We start from the raw sequence: 19905 nt of genomic DNA on the forward strand, positions 1-19905 counted from the left end.
ACAGGCACCAAGCTTGCCAGCGCCACCTTCACCAACACCACGGCAAGCGGCTGGCAGACGGTCAATTTTACAACGCCCGTCACTATCGCCGCCAATACCACCTATGTCGCCTCCTACCACACCACCGGTACCTATGTGGCGACCAACAATTTCTTTACGACCGCCGTCACCAACGGCCCGCTGACGGCGACAGCCAGCGGCAACGGCGTCTACCGCTATGGCGGCTCTGCCACCGCTGGCATTTTCCCAAATGCCACTTTCGGTGCTTCCAATTATTGGGCCGATGTAGTCTTCCGTCCCTCGACCACGCCCGGCAACACGACGCCGACGGCGGTAGCCGATACGGGGGACGCGACCGAGAAGGGTGGTGTCGCCAATGGTTCGGGCGGCGTGGTTGCGAGCGGCAACGTGCTGACCAACGACACCGATCCGGATGCCGGCGACACCAAGACGGTGACGGCAGTCAATTTCGGTGCGACGGCGGGCACGCTCGGCACGGCGCTCGCCGGCACCTATGGCAGCCTCGTGCTCAATGCATCGGGCGCCTATAGCTATGCGATCAACGAGAATAATGCGACCGTCCAGGCGTTGCGCCAGTCGACCAACACGCTGAGCGATGTCTTCAGCTACACGATGCGCGACAGCGCCGGCGCCACTGCCACGGCGAACCTGACCATCACCATCCATGGCGCCAACGATGCACCGGTGCTCGCCGTCCAGACGACGACCCAGAATGCCACCGTAGGCTCCGCCTTCTCCTTCGCAGTGCCGACGACGACCTTCACCGATGTCGACAGCGGCGACACGCTGACCTACACGGCAACGGCTGCCGATGGCACGGCACTTCCCGCCTGGCTCTCCTTCAACGCCACGACGCGCACCTTCTCCGGCACGCCGACGACAGCCGGGACCTACGGCGTCAAGGTGACGGCAACCGATCTCGGCGGTCTCGCCGCCAACGAGACCTTCAATATCAATGCGACGACGGCGTCGGCGACCTACAGCTTATTCAACGCCTCCAGCACGCCGGCCCAGACGAACCTCAACGACGGCCAGCAGCTCGAGCTCGGCGTCAAGTTCACGTCGAACGTCGCAGGCGATATCACCGGCATCAAGTTCTACCGCAGCGCCAATGACAACGGCCAGAACGTCGTCGACCTGTGGAGCTCCACAGGCACCAAGCTTGCCAGCGCCACCTTCACCAACACCACGGCAAGCGGCTGGCAGACGGTCAATTTTACAACGCCCGTCACTATCGCCGCCAACACCACCTATGTCGCCTCCTACCACACCACCGGTACCTATGTGGCGACCGATGGCTTCTTCACCAACGGTGTGAGCAACGGGCCGCTGTCGGCACTATCCAGTGCGGCTGCCGGTGGCAACGGCGTCTATTCCTATGGAGGATCCGCCACCACAGGTCTCTTCCCGACCAGCACATTCGATTCAGCGAACTATTATGCCGATGTGGTCTTCCGGCCGCAGCTTGCCGCATGAAGCATCGGAGGAGGGCGGGAACGGGTTTGAATGAGGCTCATAGGATGCAACTCCCGGCCGTCGCGACGGTCGCTGCGAATGTCCCTAATCGAGGGGTGCCGCTGAACAGGGAGCGCCTGCCGGTGACGGTGCTTGCCGGTTTTCTCGGCGCTGGCAAGACGACGCTTCTCAGTCACATCCTGAACAATCGTCAGGGCCTGCGGGTTGCCGTCATCGTCAACGACATGAGTGACGTGAACATTGACGCCAGTCTCATTCGAGACGGCGGTTGTAATCTGTCACACACGACGGAGGCGTTGGTTGAGCTCAGCAATGGCTGCATATGCTGCACCCTTCGCAATGATCTGCTGACGGAAGTGCGGCGACTGGCCGAAGAGGGGCGATACGACTATCTGCTGATCGAAGGAACTGGCATTGCCGAGCCACGCCCCATTGCGGCAACCTTTTCCTTCCGCGACGAGAACGGTGTTTCGCTTTCTGATTTTGCCAAACTGGACACGATGGTCACCCTAGTCGACGCGGCGAGCCTGTTGGCCGACTACAGCAGCGCTGATCTGCTTGCAGACCGCGGCCTGCAGCGGGATGGTGAGGATCGGCGCACCCTTATCGACCTGCTGGTCGACCAGATCGAGTTTGCCGATGTTATCGTGATCAACAAGATCTCGGACGTGAGCGAAGAGATGCGCGCCGAAGTCCGCAAGACAGTTGCCGCACTCAATCCGGATGCGCGTCAGGTGGAGACCGATTTCGGCAACGTTTCTCTGGCAGCCGTCCTCAATACGGATCTCTTCGATGAAGCAAAGGCTGCGGCGCATCCCTTGTGGCACAAGGAGCTCTATAGTCCCGGCGAACATGTTCCGGAGACGGAGGAATACGGGATATCGAGCTTCGTCTATCGGACGAGACGACCGTTCGACCCGATGCGGTTTCGGGCATTCCTGGACAGGCCCTGGCCGGGAGTGTTGCGTGCCAAGGGCCATTTCTGGCTTGCTACGCGCCCGCGTCACGTAGGCTTGATGTCGGCTGCAGGCATACAACGGCGCTGCGAACCGATGGGGCTCTGGTGGGCCGCCGTTCCCCGGCAGGACTGGCCGAGTCATGAGCAGTTCCTGCAACATCTCCAGAGCAGATGGGACAGCGCCTGGGGGGATCGTCGGCAGGAGCTCGTGTTCATCGGCATGGACATGGACGAGACAGGCATCCGGATCGCATTGGAAGCCTGTCTGGCCAGTGCGAATCCGCGCGACTGGTCCGTTCTCGAAGATCCGTTTCCGGCCTGGTAACGAGGGGCGGCGTTGCAATGGTCGTGCCATCAACGCACTGCGGAGGCCACACACTGTCCACTCTCGCGACAGTGTCTGGCTGACGACGCAATCGACTCGATCGCCCTGCCGTCGGCCTGGCCTGGAAACGCCATGATGTGGCGTAACCGGACGGCCACCACCTCGGCCCACTCAACCACAGAGGGTGTTTTTCTATCAGCTTAATGCCGCTGCAATTACAACACGAAAGCGCCTCATTGGCGTGGCATTGGCCCCACCATATCTGATCCGTTCAATCACAGCCGGACCCAAGGGCTGCGCGAAAGGCAAGGGCGCAATGACGATTTATTATGTAAATTCCGCAACAGGATCCAACACCAACACTGGCACAAGCGAAAATTCCGCTTTTGCGAGCTTGTCCAAGGTAGAGTCCTTGAGACTGCAGCCCGGCGATAGCGTGCTTCTTGCTGCTGGAAGCGTTTTTAACGAGCAATTTGATATCAAATATTCCGGCACCGCAGCTGCTCCGATCACGATTGGCAGTTACGGGGTGGGCGAAGCGCCTGTTATCCACAGCAGTGCCGGTAATGGCATTGCCAGCCAAAATACGTCGAACATCGTTATCGAGAACATAAAGATCGCCGATACTGCAGGCACCGCCATCTGGGCGAGCAATGTCTCGAACTGGACGGTCAACAACGTCGATGTTGAACATACAGGACTGTCGGGTGCCGCCGGCTCCGTCTTCTTCAGGACCGGTCAGAATATCACGATCGAAAACAGCAGGATCAGCGACGTCAACAGTGACGGCATGTGGATCGAAAAGATCAACGGCGTCAACCTCATCAACAACACCGTCACCAATGCCCATGGAAAGACGGCTGATGCCGTTCAGCTGGACCACAGCAGCAACGTTCTCATCAGCGGCAATACCTTCGACCAGACAAATGCCACCAGTCCGAAGGGTGTCCTGGTGCTCGGCACGGTTCAAAATGCCGTCGTCGAAAACAATGCGCTGCTCGGTGGCGGCTTTGGGATCAGTGCGCAGGCCGGCACGAATATAGATATCCACGGCAATGATATCTCCGGATATGGCGGCTATAGCTGGTCCTACGCTATCGGTTTCGGCGATGAGGGTGATACGCGGAACTACACAATATCGGACAACCATATCCATAATGGTGTCTGGGGTGTTTCGGTCAGCGCTGCCAGTACCCTGCCCTATGTTCGCGAAGGGATCGATATTTACGGGAACACATTCGACCATCTGTCTAACGCGGCACTGAAAGTCGACAGGCCTGCCTCAGGCTCTTTCCATGACAATCTCATTGCTAGCGATGTGACGCCAACCTACATATCTCCGACGATCGTGGCCTCAAACACGTTTACCGTCAGCGATAACCAGACGTTTGATGCGACCCAAGCCCAGCCCGCGCACACACTTGCTGCTGACGCCACGCATACTCTCGCAGACCCGGCGGCCGCCTCCACCCACGACAGCGTGAAGATGTCGTCGGACAAGGCCGACGGAAATCACAAGGATGTTGCCCATAACGGCGACGATGCCTTCCACTTTCGTCACTTTGCGAGCAACAATTCTGACGCACACGGTCTGAATTCGACCCATGGCGATTACGACAACGCGAGCAGAGCCATTGATCCCTCAGGTCCTGATGCCGGCGGCAGCGAACCTTCGCACCATCATATCCCTGACGTGGCATGGCACCATATCGACTCCCACGCGCATAACGCCCACTTCGATGGGGACGGCCTGCTGATCTGACAATATCCGGAGATTATCGACCTGGAGATAAATCGTACCTGATCGAGGCCATGAACGAGCCGGAGGTCTACATCCGAGCGGGAGAACCGAATCCTGTTTCGACAAATATCATGGCGGGTCCTGGAGTGCCCGCCATGATGGGCGCCTGCAAAGCGCATCTCGAAATTGTTCAGATCCTGCCTTTCGGCTGATCGCATCTGCCAGCTCTCGTCTTGCATCGGATGACAACTGAGCCAGCCGCAGTGCCGATCAATGCAGCTCGATATTCACGTCTGCGAGCAGCGGTTCCAGACCGGCAAGATCTGCATCCGTCGCCCTGCGCAGCTCCCGGGTAACCGCCGTCAATGCAAGGTCGAGAGATTGGGCGCCGAGTTCGATCTTCAAATCTTCCGCCAGCGCTCTTGCATAGGTGATCATGCGAGCCAAAGCCACCAACTCGTCAAGATCATCCGTGGCGGCTGCCGCTAATGCTTGCTTACGCATTCCCGAACCTATGACTGACATATCCATCTCCAGATTACGGAGATGACCATAAGGACAGTTCGGTACTAAAGTGCGTGAAAAACGCGTGAAACACGTCATGGCTGCAAGTCGTCTTAAGATTTTGAGCGGGCTAGTTGTTCTGTCCAAAGCGCGGTTTTCCGGAACTCCCAATGGCGATTTTTGGGCACGCGCTGGTTATCTGCGCCGTCAACAGCTTCGAGAAGCGCCAAGGCATCGGTTCGCTTTTGATCGATTGCATGGGTCTTCAGCATACCCAGCCAATACTGCTTTTGCGATTCCGATATTGCCGCACATGCCTCAACAATGAGGGCCCAGCTTCTTTTCTTGAAGAAGAGGTTGGCAGCTGTTTGTTCGAGAGCGCGGCGAAATGCTCTATCGAGGAGCTGTAGCCGTTCCATCTCGTCCAGGGTGCTTCTCACATTGACCATCGGCACGGTCAACGCTCTGCCGCCCAACTCCCTTGGTTCGTGCAGAAGCGCAACATCGGAGTCGTCGACGATTGTTCCACTGGCATAATCGTTGAATATCCGGCCAACACCGATCATGCCAAACGCGGAGCACTCGGCGGCACGCAAGGCGCCCATGCTGGCGGCGCCGAGGACCGTGACATCGAGGGAGAGAGCAAAAAGGATCTCCTTGTGCCAAACCGGTGCGGTATGTTCAAAGCCGCCGTCAACCAGGCCTATGACGCTGGCGCCATCCTCCACCGCCCTTAAAACATCTCCCTGAACGGCGGGCGGACGGAGAACGATGTCTCCTGAAATGTGGCTTGCCGCATCCGGTAAGCTCGGGCCGATGAAGATCACCTTCACGCGCGCATTGCCTTTGCAAGGGCACGTTTGCCGAAGCGATGGAGCCTGTTGCCTGCCGGATTCTCGAGATCGGGGATGAATATCTTCACCACCGAAAATGGCAGGTCCGTCGACGTGAGAGGCAGGGCGATAACCGAACTGATGCCACTGGCGCGAAGTCTGGCCAGCAATTCACTCAACAGCGTCGACACAGTGCCGGCCGGCCTTCGGATGGCGGCTGCAGATACGAGGGCAGGGGTGGCAAGAAAGGCGCTGCGGGTCTGTGCCGGTAGAGGCGCCGTGAACAGTTCGGGCCAGACATCGTCCCGGGCGCCGCTGATATAGGTCAGTCTCGACTGAAGCGCTTCCGTCACGGCGCGGATTGCCGCCCGCACGGCCCAGGGATGAGCGCCGCTTCCTCCGGTGACCTCGACGAACCGAAGCGGCGCTTTGCTGTTGACCGCTGGTGGGGCGACGAGCGCGGCATAGCAGGGAATGCCGATATCGCTGGTGACGTCGAACAGTTTCACGACAAGTCCGGCTGTCTCGATCCTGTCGATCAAGCCTGCAAGCGCGGCGTCGGCAAAACTTCTCGGATCGACACAGCATGCATCGCGCTTGTCGTCGCTGACGATTTGCCAAAGGACGTAGGCATCGCGCTCGATCCGCTCCAGGATGCCATGAAATACTGCCTCCTCGAGGGTGTTGCCAGCGGCAAGTCCATCCGACGACATCCAGAACCGATTATGCCTCGTTCGGTCGAGGAGGGCGGCATCCTGCGGGACATGGATCGGCTGGTCGTGCAGCAGTTCGGTTGCCATGCTCCAGGCCAACTCCTCATCTTCCCCCACGACTTGCTCACCGCTTGCGGTGAGACAATCGAGCGGTTCGACACGACCGCGGCGTCTTAGGTCTCGTGCCGAGGAAACCGTTGTTATGGTAATGGGTTCGCCCGCCACGGCGCGTTCCAGCGCCTCCATCGCCGCCGATACCTTCGCGTCGATGTCATCAAGTCCTTTGCCTTGTGCGATGACAATGGAGCGGGAGTTTGGCGTATATGCGCACCAGACCGGAACACCGACACAATCGAGATCCGTCTGTCGCGACAGGCGCGTGATACCCATTGCCTCTAAATAGGGAACGATGCGGGACAATGTGTCTCGCGGCGCGATTGTTCGATCAGAATAAGGATTGAGATGAGCGATCAGCGTCGCTGTCCTTCAACCGTCCACATGGCCGGAGAAGACCACCTGCGCCGATGAGACGGCGACTGCAAAATCGACATTCTTGATGAATGTGCCGCCGGCATCGCGCTGCTGGACGGCTGTCGCCAGATCACCGCTGGCAGGCACCTGCAGCGGTGTCACGGTCCTTGCGTCGATATCCACCAGCCAAAGTCCGTTATCGCCCGACAGGCCCAGTACAACAACTTTTGCCATAACTTCTCCTTTAGGTTCTTGAAAATCCCGCCTTGAAAAGACCGTCCCGATAAAGTTCTTTTTGCCATTGCTCCTTGAAGGGCACCAAGGCGAGCCATTTCTCGACCTCGAAAGCAGGATTGAGCGCTTCGGCGCGTTGCCGATAAAACTGCGCCCGTTTTCGATCGCCGATCATCGCATAGCTGGCCGCCGCGATGCGGTATGCGGGAGCTTTGTCCTTCATTCGATCGACATAGGCAAGCGCCTCCTCGTAGCGCTCGAGGAAGTAGCTCGCTCCGGCCGCGCACCAGAGGTAGGCGTCGGGTGCGATCGGATTGAGCGAGATCGCTTTCTTGATCTTCTCCAGCGCGTCTTGCGGTCGCGACGCGTGGACCAGCGTGTCCGCATGGCTATAGATGACGTCGGCATAATGCGGGCTGAGGCCTTCCGCGAGTTCAAGCGCTGCAACACTTTCATCGACGGCACCCTGGTAAAGCTTCGTTACACCCAGTTCGCGATGACCGGCTGCCGATTCTAAATCCGTCTCTATCGCCCGAAGCGCCTGATCCTCGGCAAGCTTCAGAAGGGCGGGATCGCCTTGCGTGGTCAATAGCCACTCGCTGGTGAATGTTCGCGACAGGCCTGTGAAAGCGGGGGCGTAATCCGGATAAAATTGCAATGAGCGCTTGAAGTATTTCCGCGCGCGCCGGATATCCGGCAGGCTGAACTTGGTCAGGAAGCCGGCGCCGACGAGATAGGAATGATAGGCTTGTGGGTCGGCTTCGTTGCGGAGACGAATGCTTTCGTTCCGCTTTAGTTGTCCCGAGACGGCGTCGGCCAGTTTATGGGCGATCAAGCGCCTTTGCGTCGGCAGCGTTTCGACCGCCATTTCGAACCGGGCTGCCCACAAGATCTCGTCGGTCGGAAAATAGATGAGCTGTGCATAAAGCCCCTCTCCGGAAAGGCGTGTATCCAGGAGGTAGGAAATCGAATGCCGCTCCACGATGGCAGCCTTGTCGGAATCACGGCGGATTTGCTCGGCTGTATGGGGTGCGACAACAGATATGTTGCGCAGGGCGCAGAGCTCGATCGTAACATCCTCGATAAGAGCGTCGGCAATTGTCGCCTGCTGCGTGAGGGCCGGGGCGCCTGGAGGCAACAAAACAAGCCGCGGCGCAGGTGTTGCGGGCATGATTTGCGGTAAGGTGCCGTCTTGTTGCTCGGCGATGCGACCGCTGGCGATTGCCACAGATCCTGTCGCCTGCAGGCGGCGCTGCGAATGATCATCTGCCGTTCCGCGAAGGATCGAGCGAATCTGCTCGTCACCGGGAAAGGTTTCAAGGAGTTGAAGTCCCGAGCGGCGCAGAAGGCGGCGTTCCTCATCGTCGCGAATATGATCTGCAGCCTTGATGAAAATATCCCTGAGAGTGAGCACCTGCAGCTGCCGTTCGCGCTCGATCCATCCATCGATTGCCTTGGTCGATGCGCTGAGGCCGGGAATGAAGCCGCGTTGCACAAGGTCGCTGACTGCCCCCAGCCGTGCCACCGGCGGCTTCTCCGTGCGCAATATGTCGAGATCAACCGATATGGCGTTCTTGTTCAGGCGGACGAAAGGCGGCCCGAAATTCAGGATCTCTTCCTCGAATGGGGTTGTTGTTTCGCGAATGCGTGAAATCAGCTTCCGCAGATTGAGATCGGAAAGATGATCTCCGCTCTCGTTCCACAAGAACCGTGCGAGTTCCTGCCGGCTGCGCTGATGATCCGGCGAGCAATACAGATAGGCCAGCATCACCAGAGCCTTGACTGGATAACGAATCGGCGCACCAAGGCCGTCTGTCAGTCGCAACTCGCCAAAGGTCTGGAGATGAAGCACGAAAATTCCTCAGGCGCTGGCCTCTGGATGGACGACATCATCAATGTCAGAACTCGTGCTCTTGGCAAGACTCTTGGCCAAGGCAATGAGCTTCTGTCGAATCTCGGGGCTCTCGATCGCCATGAACGCGCGATTGAGCGCCTGCGCATCCTTCGACATTAAAAAGGCATTCACATCATCGCGGCCGTTGCTGACAAGGCTGTAGGTGGTTGGCTCCGTGTCATTTTCGAAGAAGAATTGAACGGGTACGCCCAATATTTTGGCGATCGTCTGAAGCCGGCCGGCGCCAATGCGATTAGTGCCTTTTTCATATTTCTGGATCTGCTGGAAGGTGACGCCAATCCGCTCGGCAAGCCCGACCTGCGATAGCCCGAGAAGCTTGCGGCGCGCTCGTACTCTGCTGCCGACATAGGTATCGATCGATGTAGGCGATTTGGCCTTCATGGCTGGAACCTCCGGTCGCGGATGATCATTGCGAGGTTTGTGCCAAAATGCAACCGAAAGTAATATAATAATTTCGCGACTGGCGCATTCGGCTTTTACGCCGAGCCGGAGCGCTTGACGGGCAATCGTCGATCTCAAACGATGTTGACACATCAGGATCATGCAAGATCGAAGCTTGCTTCCAGCTCACGGATGTTCTCGCTACTAAGTCTGTTCGCCGCCATCCCTGTGTAAGAATGAGCAGCTTGGCCGTTTCCTCCAGCTCTTCTGCCTCAAACACCGCACTCTCCAGCGAGCTTCCAGTAACGACAGGTCCGTGGTTTGCGAGGAGAACTGCCCTATGACGAGGTTGTGCCAACCTGGTCGCTCACTTTTCTAATCAACCACTGCCGTCACAGGTCGCTTAATGAGAAGGTTGCGGCTGGGGCGTCTCTGTTGCCTGTCGTTCAATCCGATAAATTTGCTTAGTCATTCGCAAGGGGTGTTTTTCTGCCGCTGCGGCGCTCCAGATATTAGCGAGGCGCCGGCATATCGATGCCGGCAAGCCGCTCATTGAGGGAGACGATCCATGACTGCACCGCATCCTCCAAGAACCCACATCGGCAATCATGCCCTGCATCCGGAAACCCAGATGCTGAACTATGGCTATGACCCGGAACTCTCCGAAGGCGCGGTCAAGCCGCCCGTCTTCCTGACGTCGACGTTCGTATTCAACTCAGCCGAAGATGGTCGCGATTTCTTCGATTACGTCTCGGGTCGGAAGGAGCCGCCGGAAGGCAAGGGTGCGGGCCTCGTCTATTCACGATTCAACCATCCAAACAGTGAGATCGTCGAAGATCGTCTGGCGGTATACGAGCAGGCCGAGAGCGGCGCGGTATTTTCATCGGGGATGTCAGCCATTGCGACGTTCCTGCTTGCCTTCGTCCGTCCGGGAGATGCGATCCTCCACTCACAGCCGCTCTATGGCGGGACGGAAACATTGCTTGCGAAGACCTTCCTCAATCTCGGCGTTTCCGCTGTCGGTTTTGCTGACGGCGTCAGCGAAGTCTCGGTAAAAGCTGCAGCCGAGGAGGCGATGGCCAAAGGCCGTGTCTCGGTCATCCTCGTCGAGACGCCCGCAAACCCGACCAACAGCCTCGTCGACCTCGCGATGATCCGGCGGATTGCCGATGCTATCGGTGAGAAGCAAGGTCACAGGCCTGTTGTCGCCTGCGATAATACGTTGCTCGGTCCGGTATTCCAGCGCCCGATCAAGCACGGCGCGGACGTTTCCCTTTATTCCCTGACCAAATATGTCGGCGGTCATTCGGATCTGATCGCCGGAGCAGCACTCGGCAGTCGGCCACTCATCAAGCAGGTAAAGGCGCTTCGCGGCGCAATCGGCACGCAGCTCGATCCGCATTCATGCTGGATGCTCGGGCGTTCACTCGAAACGCTGCAGATCCGCATGGAGCGGGCAGACAGCAATGCCAAGGCGGTGGCCGATTTCTTAAGGCAGCATCCCAAGGTCGAGACGATCCACTACCTGCCATACAACGATCCCGATTCCGCTGTTGGCAGAACGTTCGCGGCCCAGTGCAGCGGCGCTGGTTCGACATTCTCCTTCGATATCAAGGGTGGTCAACCGGCCTCGTTCCTGTTTCTGAACACGTTGAAAATCTTCAAGCTCGCCGTCAGCCTCGGCGGAACGGAATCCCTGGCATCGCATCCGGCAACGATGACGCATTCGGGCGTGCCGGCCGAGGTGCGCCAGCGCATCGGTGTTCTCGATGCAACGATCAGGCTGTCGATCGGCATCGAACATCCAGACGACCTCATTGCCGATCTCACCCTTGCACTCGATGCAGCGTAGCGGCAGCGATGCTTAAACGGCATGAGCTTTGAACTCAAAGAGGGCCCGGTCACCCGGGCCTTCGATATTTCACCATGCCGTCAAACGACGAGAGCCAGCGTCGGCCCCTGATCGTCGGTCTTGTTTTCCTGCTCCTGGGCGGGCGGCCTGTCGGAGGCCAGCAGGTTGAGCTCCCGGCGTTCTTTCTCCGAGACGATCGCGAGGTCGATGACCTTCTGCAGGTTGGCGGCATGCCGGAAGTTGGGATCGTCCTGCTTGCCGGTTCTCACTGCTTCGGCGAAGCGCTGGTAGTTGGTGAGCACTGGCGGCACGTCTATGCCGCGCCAGACGGCGTTTTCGATGTCGTCGCCGAAGCAGCCGCGAAGATCGGAGCCGTCTGGGCGGTGGATGACCTCGAGGCTGCCCTTCTCGCCATAGATGCGCAGCTTCAGCTCGTTCAGGTGGCCGGTCGCCCAGCGGCTGGCATGAATGACGCCGAGCGCACCGTTGGCAAAATCGACCGACATGGTGAAGCTGTCATTGGCGTCGAGCATATACTCGCCGATCTGGCCGCCCGGCGCCTTGTTGAAGGTCTTGAGCCGTGCAAAGACATGATCGATGTCGGTTGCGGCGCCGTAGGCTGCGAAATCGAGGATATGGATGCCGACATCGCCGAGCACCCCGTTCGAACCGTGACCAGTAGACAAACGCCACAACCAGCGCGACTCCGTGCGCCAGTCGCCCCAGGCGCGCGAAACGAGCCAGCTCTGCAGATAGGAGGCTTCAACATGCTTGATCGTACCGAGTTCGCCCGCCAGCACCATCTCGCGGGCGCGCTGCAGCGGTGCGACATTGCGATAGGTGAGGTTCACCATATTGATGACACCAGCGGCTTCGGCAGCTTCGGTCATCTCCAGCGCGTGCCCGTAATTCTCCGCCAATGGCTTTTCGCAGAACACATGCTTACCGGCGGCAATCAGTGCGAGGCTGGTCGGGTGGTGGATACGGTCGGGTGTTACATTCGTCGCCGCATCGAAGTCACCCCAGGCGATCGCTTCATCCAGGGTGCTAAACCGTTTTTCGATATTGAAATGATCGGCAAACTCATCGAGCCGTGTCCGATCGGTATCGACGGCGCCGACGACTTCCACACCATCGATGGCAAGGAAGTTGGCAACCTGGTTTCTGGCCATGACGCCCGTGCCGAGAACGAGTAGACGCATTGCTAATCTCCTCAGCGGTAACCGGCTTCGCCGGCCTGATGCAGCCTGGGACCACGTTCGACGATCGGCTCCAGGGCTTTTTCTACCGGCACATTCGGCGCATCGGTGATGCTCTTCAGATCGCCGTGTGGGTTATAGGCCCACTTCACGCCATTGATCAGCACCTTCTGCACGTTGGAATCGTGATAGGTCGGATAGGTCTCATGGCCGGGGCGGAAATAGAAGATGTTGCCCGCACCACGCCGCCAGGTCAGGCCCGAACGGAAGACTTCACCGCCCTGGAACCAGGAGATGAACACCGTTTCCAGCGGCTCCGGCACGGAGAACTGCTCGCCGTACATTTCCTCGTTTTCCAGAACGAAGTTTTCTCCAAGGCCGGCGGCAATCGGATGGCGCTGGTTGATGGTCCATAGACGCTCGCGTTCACCCGCCTCGCGCCACTTCAGCGCACAGGGCGTGCCCATCAGCCGTTTGAAGATTTTGGAGAAATGGCCGGAATGCAGCACGAGCAGGCCCATGCCTTCCCAGACACGCTTGGCGACACGCTCGACGACGACGTCGGACACTGCGCCATGGTCCTTGTGACCCCACCAGGTCAGGACATCGGTCTCGGCAAGCCGGGCTTCGCTCAGGCCGTGTTCCGGCTCCTGCAGCGTTGCGGTCGTGGCCGAAATGGCCGGATCGGTATTCAGCGCCTTGGCGATCGTCGTGTGCATGCCTTCGGGATAGATGCCTCGGACGATCTCATTGGTTGTCTCATGGATGTTCTCACCCCAGACGACGGTGCGGATAGACAAGTTTCTGCTCCTTCATAGCAAATGGCGGACCGGAACCGATGGGAGGCGGTCAGATCCTGTTTATATGATGGTGGTCAGGCTGCGCCCTTGAAAGGTATCCTCTCGAGTGCACGCCCGGATTGGTCGAAACGATGAATGCGATCCCTGGCCGGCGATACGCCCAGTTGCTGGCCGGGCTGGTGGCCCGATACGCCACTTTCCCGAACGACGAGAGGTTCGCCTGAGCCGATGTCGAGATAGACGAATGTGTCCGACCCAAGGATCTCTGAATGGATAACGGTGCCGCTCCAGACAGGTTCCTGATCCGTGAACTCGATATGCTCTGCTCTGACCCCGATGGTGTGGGCATGATGGGGCGCCGCGAAAGGTCCGGAGAGGAAGTTCATTTTCGGCGAGCCGATGAAGCCTGCGACGAAGATCGAGTTCGGCGTCTCATAGAGCTCGATCGGTGTCCCGACCTGTTCGACGACACCGTCGCGAAGCACACAGATGCGGTCGGCCAAAGTCATCGCCTCGACCTGGTCGTGGGTGACATAAATCATCGTCGTGTCATGCATGCTGCGGTGAAGCTTGGCGATCTCCAGCCGCGTCGCGACACGCAGGGCCGCGTCGAGGTTAGACAATGGTTCGTCGAACAGGAAGACCCGCGGGTCACGAACGATGGCACGGCCGATCGCCACACGCTGACGCTGGCCGCCCGAAAGCTGGCGCGGCAGGCGCTCCAGATAGGACGAGAGCTGCAGCATGCCGGCCGCCTGTTCGACGCGCGCCTTGCATTCTTCTCTGCTCCGACCGGAGAGCTTCATGCCGAAGGCCATGTTTTCGAAGACGGTCATATGCGGGTAGAGCGCATAGGACTGAAAAACCATCGCGATACCGCGCTTGGAGGGGGACAGCCGATTGACGGGTTCGCCGTCGAAGGAGAGCGTGCCTGACGTGATGTCCTCCAGTCCGGAAATCAGTCGCAGCAGGGTGGACTTGCCGCAGCCGGAGGGACCGACGAAGACCATGAATTCGCCTTTGCGAATGTCCAGGGTCACACCTTTGATCACTTCGAATGCACCGAAGCTCTTGCGGATATTGTCTAATCTGATCCTTGCCATATCGCGCTTTCTTCAGCCTTTGACGCCGCCGGCCGTCAGACCGGAAATGATGCGGCGCTGGAAAATAAGAACCAGGATGACGACGGGCACGGTGACGATGACCGAGGCCGCCATGATGTTGCCCCAGGGAATTTCGAACTGACTTCCGCCTGACAAGAGAGCGATTGCGACGGGCACTGTCCGTTGGGCATCCGATGATGTGAAGGTTAGGGCGAAAAGAAATTCATTCCAGGCCGTGATGAAGGCGAGCAGGCCCGTGGTGACCAATGCCGGCCACATCAACGGCATGAACACGCGGGTGATGATGACCCAGGCAGAGGCGCCATCGACGATGGCCGCTTCCTCGATCTCGATTGGCAGATCGCGCATGAAAGTGGTCAGGACCCAGACCGTGAAGGGCAGGGTGAAGATCATGTAGGAAAAGATCAGCGCGAAGGGCGTGTTGAAGATGCCGATCCAGCGAATGAGCTCGAAAAGCCCTGCCAGCACGGCAATCTGGGGAAACATCGACACCGACAGGATGGTCAGCATCAGAAGTGCACGGCCCCGGAAATGTACACGGGCAAGCGCGTAGGATGCAGTCACGGCGAGCAATATTGAGGCGGCGACCACGATGCAGGCAACGAGCAGTGAATTGCCGAGGCTGCGGATGAAGCTGCCTGTCGTCAGCACGCCGGTATAGTTCTCGAGCGAGATCGATGTCGGCCAGTAGGTCACGTCGAAAAGGGCTGTGCCGGCCTTAAAGCTCGTCAGGATCGCGTAGTAGAACGGGAACACTGCGACGATGACGATGACGGCAACCAGCAGATAGAACAGGGTGTTTTTTGTGGCTGTTAGCAGCATCAGCGTTCACTCCCCCCGAGTCTGACGCGGCCGAGCCAGATGTAGAGCACGGTGACTGAAGCGATGATGAGAAAGAGAACGGTGGAGGCAGTCGCACCGTAGGCGAACTTATCGAAATCGAACAGGTTCTCGCGCGCCATGACCGACATGGTCTTTGTCTGCGCGTTGTTGGGCGTCAGCACGTAAATCAGGTCGAAGATGCGCATAGCATCGAGCATGCGGAAAATTACCGCGACCATGATTGCCGGGCGCACCAGCGGCAGCGTCAGGCGCCAGAATACCCTGATCGGATTGATGCCGTCGATTTTTGCCGCTTCGTAGATATCGGCTGGAACCATCTGCAGAGCGGCGAGGATCAAAAGCGCCATGAAGGGCGTCGTTTTCCAGACGTCGACGATCAACACGGCAATCATCGCGGTCTGGGGATCGGCCGTCCATGCGATCTTGTGGCTGATAAGCCCGAAGCCGAGAAGGATATCGTTCAGGATGCCGAACTGATCGTTGAGCATCCAGGCCCACATCTTGGCCGAGACAATGGTCGGGATCGCCCAGGGGATAAGGATGGCGGCGCGAACGATGCCGCGACCGACGAATTGAGCATTCAACACAAGGGCGACGATCAGCCCAAGTGCGGTTTCGATCATCACTGACAGCAGCGTGAACTTTGCCGTGTTCCAAACGGCACCCCACCACGCGGGATCAGCCAGCAATCCCTTATAGACCGTGCGCCCGCTCTTCAGAGTGACCCAGGACAGATAATTGTCGAAACCGACGAACTTCGCGTCGCCAAGGTTCGTCAGGGACGCATTGGTGAAGCTGAAATAGATCGTGCGAAACAGCGGCCAGCCGGCAACGACCGCAAGGATGAACAGGGTTGGTGCCAGAAACATCCAGGCGGACCGGACGCGTTCAAAGCGCAACTCCGATGAGACGCTTTTGGCGCGCACGCCCGCCCTCAGCTTTTGCGAGACTGCAACTTCACTCATGGAATATCCGCTTCATGGGACGTCGACGGAAGTATGGTTGGGTCGGCAGCGGCGGAAGGCCAGCCGCTGCCGGTTCAATCGATTACCAGGAATCGCCTTTGAGCGTGGTCAGATCGGCTTCGAGAAGTTCGAGGTTTTCTTCGGCGGTACCGTTACCGGAGAGCGTGTTATGCACCGCGGTCCAGAACTTTGCGGAAACCTCGTTGTACTTGACCTTCGCGACTGCAGAGGGACGCGGTACGGCATTTTGGAAGATCGGCTTCCAATTCGGCATGAACGGCTGGGCAGCAGCGACGTCCTTGTCGTCGTAAAGCGCAGACCGGGTTGGCAGGTTGGAAAGCTCGATAGCGCGCTGCTTCTGGCTTTCCTCCGATGTGAGGAATTTGACGAGTGCGATGGCCACATCCGGACTCTTCGAGTATTTCGAGACGGCAAGATTCCATCCGCCGAGCGTCGAGGAAGGTTTGTCGCCTTCGGCGGCAACGGGAAGGGTCGTGACGTCGAACTTGCCCTTGACGGGGCTGTCAGGGCCATTGCCCAGCGCGTAGGCGTAAGGCCAGTTGCGCATGAACACGGCGTTGCCGGTCTGCCAGACGCCGCGGGATTCCTCTTCTTGATAAGCAAGCACGCCGCTTGGCGAAATCGTGCCGACCCAGCCCTTAGCCCGATCGAGTGCTGCCGCCGCCTTCTCGTTGTTGATCGAAATCGTGCCGTCCGTCTCGATGATCTGACCGCCGCCCGAAGACTTCACCCATTCGAGCGCATCGCAGGTCAGGCCCTCATAGGCATTGCCCTGGAAAACGTAGCCCCACAAATCCTTCTGGCCTGCAGCGCGCTCCTTTTCCTGGATCTCCTTGGCGGTTGCCTCCATCTCGTCCCAGGTCTTCGGCGGCTGCTTGCCGTATTTCTCGAGCAGATCCTTGCGATAGAAAAGCGCCGGCGCATCCGTGTAAAGCGGCATCGCGACCAGGCGGCCATTCACGGTCTGCGATGCGACGATCGCCGGGAAGAAGTCGCCGACGACGTCCTTGGTGGCGTCCTTCAGGTCGATGAACTGGTCGGCGAGCTGCGGAGCCCAGATGACATCCGTCTGGTAGACGTCGACGTCCGTGTTGCCGGCCGCGAGCCACAGCCGATATTGCGAAAACTGTTCCGTGGACGAGGACGGCATGGTGACGATCTTCACCTTGTTGCCCGTCGCTTTTTCGAAGGCGTCAAGCTGCTTGCGGAACAGATCAAGGTTCTTGCCGGTGGAACTCGCTGAAACACTGATCTCGGCGGCGTAGGACGGCAATGTCGCGCCAATAAGTGCAGCTGCCACGGCGACTGCTGTGAAACGAAACTTCATTTTTCCCTCCCAAAGACCAAATTGAAATCGATTTGGTTAGGAAAAACTGTCAGAAGGCCGGTATCATGTCAAGACTTGGCTCTGCTCGCGACTATAACTTGTGAATAACCGCGAAAATTCGTTTAAAATCAATGAGAATGCTGGACATGATGTTTTTTGAAGGACACGGCTGTTCGTTCCGGTGGCAACGAAATTGAAATCGATTTGAGAAAATATAGTTGACGGTATAGAATGTCGAGTTCGGGGCGCCGATGGTATAGAGCCAGGCAACGCAGGTGGTGAAAGTCATTTCAGTCAATGAAACTCAAAGAGTTCGCAAAACAACTTGGATTGTCCCCGACGACCGTCAGTCGTGCGCTCAGTGGGTATCCCGAGGTGAGCGAGGTAACGCGCGCCCGCGTTATTCAGGAGGCGGTGCGCCTGGGCTATCGACCGAACGTCAACGCCGTGAGGCTCAAGACCGGGCGGGTCGGCGCCATCGGCGTCGTCATGGGGCGCGCCGGTGAGTTCCATTTCGCGGAGTTCATGGCCGGTATGGCAGAACGTCTTGTGACGGAAGACACCGACATTCTGGTCATTCCGATGGCTGATCCTGAACACGATGCCGAGATGCAACTTTACAGGCGGTTGGCGGAAAGCCAGCGGGTCGATGCAATCATCGTGCACTCGCCCCGACCCAACGACCAGCGCATCGCGCTGCTGCACGAGCTCGGAATGCCGTTTCTCGTTCATGGCCGTTCCGACATCGACGTGCCGCACTCTTGGCTCGATATCGACAATGAAGGGGCCGTGCGCCGCGCGACCTCACATCTGCTCGATCTTGGTCATACCAGGATCGCGATGATCAACGGCCGCCAGGGAGCGACCTATGCACTGCATCGCGATATCGGCTATCGCAGCGCGTTGCAGAGCCACGGGATCGAAGTCGATCCGCAGCTGATCGCCAACGGCAATTTTACCGATGAGCTTGGCTTCCGTTTTGCGCGATCATTCCTCGAACAACCTAAGCCGCCAACCGCGTTTGTCGCCGGGTCCATGATGACGGCGCTCGGCGTTTACCGGGCCGCTCGTTCACTCGGTCTTCAGGTCGGCAGCGACGTTTCGGTTATCGCCCACGATGACGTCTTTCCCTATTTGACGGCCGACAACATGGTCCCGTCGCTCTCGGCCACCCGTTCGTCGATGCGCGCCGCAGGAACGCGGTGCGCCGATCTTGTGCTGCAGCTTCTGGCCGGGCGTTCACCACTGGAAATTCATGAGCTTTGGCCGGTCGAGCTCATCCTGCGCGAATCCACAGGACCCGTGCGGACGCTCCAGACTTGAGCGAGGGACGCCTGTAGGGCCTTCCGAACAGCAGCGGCACAGGAGCTTGGCCGGTTCGACTCTCCCCAAGGCGAGACGTATATTGCGAGGCAGAGAACGGCGCCGCGCTTTCAGAGATTATTGCCTCGCGGCGGCGCCCCGATGCATGGGGCTTGGCCGCGGCATCCCGCTTCGGCCCAGGAAGGGAAGGAGACAAAGCATGACTAATGTAGCGATCCACCCGATCGTGGATTCGGGATACCGAGCGACCGATGCATCATTCGCCGGGGGCACGCTTGTATGCAACTGCGCGAACAATCCGGTAAAAGTCCGCGTCAAGGGCGACATTGCCCATAACCATGCCTGCGGCTGCACGAAATGCTGGAAGCCGAATGGGGCAGTCTTTTCTGTGGTTGCAGTGGCGCCGACCAGCAACATCGAGGTGCTAGAGAATGGGAACAAACTCGCGGTCGTGGATACCTCCGCACTGATCCAGCGGCACGCCTGCAAGGAATGCGGGGTTCACATGTACGGGCCGGTTGAGCGCGAGCATGCCTTCCAGGGCCTTTCCTTCGTCCACCCCGAACGGTTCCAGGAGAAGAGTTGGGCAGCACCCGGCTTTGCGGCCTTCGTATCGTCAATTATCGAAAGCGGATACGACCCCGGTAAAATGGGCGCCGTACGCTCGCGGCTCAGGGAGGTTGGGCTTGAGCCTTACGATTGCCTTTCACCCGCGCTGATGGACGCGATCGCTACCTGGACGGCGAAAAAGGCAGGGGTTCTCGCGGCCTGATTTGGCGCAAATTCACCGGGTGCCGCCGCCAGTATCGCGGCGGTACTCCCATATCACTGTGACGGCTCACGATATGAGGCGGGCATTTCGGTGATTGATAGCTTGAC

At 58.7% G+C, this 19905-nt stretch carries 18 protein-coding genes and 1 pseudogene; 6 read left to right on the plus strand and 13 right to left on the minus strand.

Annotated elements, in window-relative coordinates:
- The 3 genes from FHX08_RS17160 to FHX08_RS17170 form a co-directional block, all read left to right on the plus strand.
- Positions 1 to 1497: DUF4082 domain-containing protein (locus FHX08_RS17160; protein ID WP_184327387.1), on the plus strand; the 1497-nt coding region annotated here is incomplete at its 5' end.
- A 101-nt stretch (positions 1498 to 1598) separates the two neighbouring features.
- Positions 1599 to 2780 carry a GTP-binding protein gene (locus FHX08_RS17165; protein ID WP_132655401.1) on the plus strand — a complete coding sequence of 394 codons (1182 nt, stop codon included), beginning with the start codon at positions 1599 to 1601 and terminating at the stop codon, positions 2778 to 2780.
- A gap of 316 nt (positions 2781 to 3096) precedes the next feature.
- The gene (locus tag FHX08_RS17170; protein WP_132655403.1) at positions 3097 to 4542 is read left to right on the plus strand and encodes a right-handed parallel beta-helix repeat-containing protein; all 1446 of its coding nucleotides are present in this window, start codon (positions 3097 to 3099) and stop codon (positions 4540 to 4542) included.
- A gap of 249 nt (positions 4543 to 4791) precedes the next feature.
- On the opposite strand, the gene FHX08_RS17175 is transcribed toward FHX08_RS17170, so the two are convergent.
- The 7 genes and pseudogenes from FHX08_RS17175 to FHX08_RS31475 form a co-directional block, all read right to left on the minus strand.
- Positions 4792 to 5046, minus strand: coding sequence for a hypothetical protein (locus FHX08_RS17175; RefSeq protein WP_132654392.1), 255 nt, complete (start codon positions 5044 to 5046; stop codon positions 4792 to 4794).
- Between the two features lie 92 nt (positions 5047 to 5138).
- Positions 5139 to 5858 (minus strand): TfuA-like protein, encoded by a 720-nt coding sequence (locus tag FHX08_RS17180; protein ID WP_132654394.1) that lies wholly within the window; start codon positions 5856 to 5858, stop codon positions 5139 to 5141.
- On the minus strand, positions 5855 to 7009 hold the full coding sequence (locus tag FHX08_RS17185) for a YcaO-like family protein (protein ID WP_165911929.1): 1155 nt from the start codon (positions 7007 to 7009) through the stop codon (positions 5855 to 5857). Before FHX08_RS17185 ends, FHX08_RS17180 begins: the two co-directional genes overlap by 4 nt.
- A 48-nt stretch (positions 7010 to 7057) precedes the next feature.
- Positions 7058 to 7276, minus strand: a complete 219-nt coding sequence (locus FHX08_RS17190; RefSeq protein ID WP_132654398.1) for a hypothetical protein — start codon at positions 7274 to 7276, stop codon at positions 7058 to 7060.
- A 10-nt stretch (positions 7277 to 7286) separates the two neighbouring features.
- On the minus strand, positions 7287 to 9128 hold the full coding sequence (locus tag FHX08_RS17195) for a peptide antibiotic resistance protein (RefSeq protein WP_132654400.1): 1842 nt from the start codon (positions 9126 to 9128) through the stop codon (positions 7287 to 7289).
- 9 nt (positions 9129 to 9137) lie between these two features.
- Positions 9138 to 9572, minus strand: a complete 435-nt coding sequence (locus FHX08_RS17200) for a helix-turn-helix domain-containing protein (RefSeq protein WP_132655405.1) — start codon at positions 9570 to 9572, stop codon at positions 9138 to 9140.
- A 223-nt stretch (positions 9573 to 9795) separates the two neighbouring features.
- A pseudogene (locus FHX08_RS31475) lies at positions 9796 to 9918 on the minus strand (class II aldolase/adducin family protein); the annotation flags it as partial.
- A gap of 222 nt (positions 9919 to 10140) precedes the next feature.
- Here FHX08_RS31475 and FHX08_RS17210 point away from each other — a divergent pair.
- Positions 10141 to 11424: a cystathionine gamma-synthase family protein gene (locus tag FHX08_RS17210; protein WP_132654402.1), complete on the plus strand. Its 1284-nt coding sequence runs from the start codon at positions 10141 to 10143 to the stop codon at positions 11422 to 11424.
- Positions 11425 to 11504: 80 nt separating this feature from the next.
- On the opposite strand, the gene FHX08_RS17215 is transcribed toward FHX08_RS17210, so the two are convergent.
- The 6 genes from FHX08_RS17215 to FHX08_RS17240 form a co-directional block, all read right to left on the minus strand.
- Positions 11505 to 12626, minus strand: coding sequence for a Gfo/Idh/MocA family protein (locus tag FHX08_RS17215; RefSeq protein ID WP_132654404.1), 1122 nt, complete (start codon positions 12624 to 12626; stop codon positions 11505 to 11507).
- A gap of 11 nt (positions 12627 to 12637) precedes the next feature.
- On the minus strand, positions 12638 to 13423 hold the full coding sequence (locus FHX08_RS17220; protein ID WP_132654406.1) for a ThuA domain-containing protein: 786 nt from the start codon (positions 13421 to 13423) through the stop codon (positions 12638 to 12640).
- Between the two features lie 74 nt (positions 13424 to 13497).
- Positions 13498 to 14526, minus strand: a complete 1029-nt coding sequence (locus tag FHX08_RS17225) for an ABC transporter ATP-binding protein (protein ID WP_132654408.1) — start codon at positions 14524 to 14526, stop codon at positions 13498 to 13500.
- Positions 14527 to 14538: 12 nt separating this feature from the next.
- A complete protein-coding gene (locus FHX08_RS17230) occupies positions 14539 to 15369 on the minus strand; it encodes a carbohydrate ABC transporter permease (RefSeq protein WP_132654410.1) in 831 nt (276 codons plus the stop codon).
- A complete protein-coding gene (locus tag FHX08_RS17235; RefSeq protein WP_132654412.1) occupies positions 15369 to 16355 on the minus strand; it encodes a carbohydrate ABC transporter permease in 987 nt (328 codons plus the stop codon). Before FHX08_RS17235 ends, FHX08_RS17230 begins: the two co-directional genes overlap by 1 nt.
- Before the next feature lie 82 nt (positions 16356 to 16437).
- Positions 16438 to 17703, minus strand: a complete 1266-nt coding sequence (locus FHX08_RS17240) for an ABC transporter substrate-binding protein (protein ID WP_132654414.1) — start codon at positions 17701 to 17703, stop codon at positions 16438 to 16440.
- A gap of 297 nt (positions 17704 to 18000) precedes the next feature.
- Between FHX08_RS17240 and FHX08_RS17245 the strand changes: the two genes are divergently transcribed.
- Complete coding sequence (locus FHX08_RS17245) at positions 18001 to 19026, plus strand: substrate-binding domain-containing protein (RefSeq protein WP_132654416.1); 1026 nt, start codon at positions 18001 to 18003, stop codon at positions 19024 to 19026.
- Positions 19027 to 19225: 199 nt separating this feature from the next.
- Positions 19226 to 19798 (plus strand): S-(hydroxymethyl)glutathione synthase, encoded by a 573-nt coding sequence (gfa, locus tag FHX08_RS17250; protein WP_132654418.1) that lies wholly within the window; start codon positions 19226 to 19228, stop codon positions 19796 to 19798.
- Positions 19799 to 19905: the final 107 nt, after the last annotated feature.

Source organism: Rhizobium sp. BK529, assembly GCF_014194105.1.
Classification (GTDB): domain Bacteria; phylum Pseudomonadota; class Alphaproteobacteria; order Rhizobiales; family Rhizobiaceae; genus Rhizobium.